Annotated in this window: 1 protein-coding gene and 1 pseudogene; both read left to right on the forward strand. The window is 70.2% G+C overall.

Annotated elements, in window-relative coordinates; all coding sequences use genetic code 11:
• Positions 1-1,580, forward strand: a pseudogene (locus TY51_RS17315) (type I secretion system permease/ATPase); the annotation flags it as partial.
• The coding region (locus tag TY51_RS17320) for an HlyD family type I secretion periplasmic adaptor subunit (protein WP_042251932.1) at positions 1,577-2,888 on the forward strand (1,312 nt) is incomplete at its 3' end. The pseudogene TY51_RS17315 and the gene TY51_RS17320, both read left to right, overlap by 4 nt.

Below are 2,888 nucleotides of genomic sequence, written 5' to 3' on the forward strand. Positions count from 1 at the left end.
AGCGTGGAGACCCTGACCGCCCTTTTCGTGCTGGTGGTGTTCCTGTTCGCGCTGATGGGCGCCATCGACATCATCCGCAACCGCGTGATGCAGCGGATCGCCGCCCGGTTCCAGGACCGGATGGAGGGGCGCGTCTTCGATGCCGCCCTGCGCGAAGGCGCGTTGCGCGGCGACGAATCTGCCGCCACCGCCGGCGGGATGCGTGACCTGGATTCGGTCCAGCGGCTGATCGGGTCGCCGGTGATGCTGGCATTTCTCGATCTGCCTTGGGCGCCCCTGTTTCTGGCGGCGATCTTCGTCTTTCACCCGGTCCTGGGGATCGTGGCCACCATCGGCGGCGCGATCCTGGTGGGCACCACCATCCTGAACCGCGTGCTGACCCGCGCGCCGCTGCAGGGCTCGGCCCAGGCTGGCGCGCAGGCGCAGCGCATGGCCGATCTGTACCGGGACGAGGGCGAGGTGATCGGCGCCCTGGGCATGCGCGGCGCGACCTTTGCCCGCTGGCGCGTGGCCCGATCGGAATCGCAGGACAATTCGGTCCGCGCGGGGGACCTGTCGGCCGGGTTCAGCGTGTTTTCGCGGACCTTCCGGCTGTTTCTGCAAAGCGCGATGCTTGCGGCGGGCGCTGGCTGGTGCTGCGCCAGGAACTGACGCCGGGCGCGATGATCGCCAGCTCCATCGTGATGGGCCGCGCGCTGGCCCCGGTGGACCAGCTGGTCGGCGGCTGGCCGTCGGTGCAGGCGGCACAGGACGGTTGGGGTCGCCTGGCGGGCCTGCTGTCGCGCCAGCCTGCCGATCCGGCCCGCACGCCCCTGCCCCGCCCCGAAGCCCGGCTGGAGGTGCGCAACCTCTCCGTCGCCCCTCCGGGAGAGGGACAGGCCACCCTGCGCGCCGTCAGCTTCGGCGTGGCGCCCGGCACGGCCCTGGGGGTCATCGGCCCGTCGGGCGCAGGAAAATCGACACTGGCTCGGGCGCTGATCGGGGCGTGGCGCGTGGGCGGGGGCAGCATCCGCCTTGGCGGCGCGACGCTGGATCAGTACCACCCCGACGTGCTGGGCGGGTTGATCGGCTATCTGCCACAGCAGGTGACGCTGTTCGACGGCACCATCGCCGAAAACATCGCCCGCTTGTCCGACCGTCCAGACCCCGACCGGGTTGTGCGGGCCGCGCAGGCGGCGGCCGCGCATCAGATGATCCTGGACCTGCCGCAGGGTTACGACACGCGCATCAGCCAGACGGCGGGTCGCCTGTCGGGCGGCCAGATCCAGCGCATCGGGCTGGCCCGCGCGCTGTATCCCGACCCGGTGCTGCTGGTCCTGGACGAGCCGAACTCGAACCTGGACAACCTGGGGTCCGAGGCGCTGAACGCCGCGATCCGGCGGCTGAAATCGCAGGGCGGCGCGGTCATCATCATGGCCCACCGTCCCGCCGCGATCAACGAATGCGAAAACCTGCTGGTGCTGGAGGGCGGCGTCCGCCGCGCCTTTGGCCCGCGTGACAAGGTGCTGGAACAGATGGTGCAGAACTCGGCCCAGATCCGTCAGGCTCAGACCTCGGGCCAGGGCGGGGGCGTCGCATGAGCGCGGGTCCGAAACGCGCGGCATCGGGTGACCGGCGCTGGCCTGTGCGCGGCCCGATCGTCGCCGGCGTGCTGGCGGTTCTGGTGCTGGTGGGCGGCTTCACGGTCTGGGCGATGTCCACGCGCATTTCCGGCGCGGTGGTGGCGGGCGGCCAGGTCGAGGTCGAACAGCAGCGCCAGATCGTCCAGCATCCAGATGGCGGCGTCGTCCAGGACATTACCGTGTCCGAGGGCAGCACCGTCGCCGCGGGCGACCTGCTGCTGACGCTGGACGGCACGCTGCTGCGCACCGAACACACCATCGTCGAGGGCCAGTATTTCGAGATCCTGGCCCGCCGCGGCCGGCTGGAGGCGGAACGCGCCGATGCCGACACGATCGCCTTTCCCGACGAACTGGTGCAGACCGCGACCGCATCGCCGGCCCTGCAGGACCTGATCGCGGGACAGACCAGCCTGTTCCGCAGCCGCCTGGACACCCTGCGCCAGTCGCTGGACCAGCTGGCCAAGCAATCCGACCAGATCGATTCCGAGGTCGACGGCATCGACGCCCAGATCGCCGCCCTGGCCACGCAGCGCGAGTTGATCGGGCGCGAACTGACCGACCAGCAAAGCCTTCTGGACCGGGGCCTGGCCCAGGCCAGCCGCGTGCTGGCGCTGGAACGCGAGGCCGCGCGCATCGACGGCGAACTGGGATCGCTGCAGGCCAGCAGCGCCTCTGCCGCGATCCGCCAGACGGAACTGCAGATCCAACGCCTGCGCCTGGCCGCCGAACGCCGCGAGGTGGCCGAGACCGAACTGGGCGATCTGGGCTATCGAGAGCTGGAACTGGCCGAACGCCGCCGCAGCCTGACCGAACAGCTGGAGCGGCTGGAGATCCGCGCCCCCGTGTCGGGCGTCGTCTACAACATGCAGGTCACGACCCCCCGGTCGGTGATCCGCCCCGCCGACCCGCTGCTGTACATCATCCCGCAGGACCGCCCCCTGGTGATCGGTGCCCGCGTGGCCACGATCAACATCGACGAGATCCAGCTTGGCCAGCCCGTCGTGCTGCGGTTTTCCGCATTCTCGTCGCGCACCACGCCCGAAATCGACGGACGGCTGGACCGCATTTCAGCCGACGCGCTGCTGGATGAGGCGACGCAGACGCCCTACTACCGGGCCGAGGTGTCGATCCCGCCCGACCAGCTGGAAAAGCTGGGCGGGCTGGCACTGGTCCCCGGCATGCCGGTCGAGGTGTATATCCAGACCGGCGACCGCAGCCCGATGGCCTATCTGATGAAACCGCTGACCGACTATTTCAACCGGGCGT

Origin of the sequence: Paracoccus sp. PAMC 22219 (assembly GCF_000787695.1) — a bacterium.
GTDB lineage: Bacteria > Pseudomonadota > Alphaproteobacteria > Rhodobacterales > Rhodobacteraceae > Paracoccus.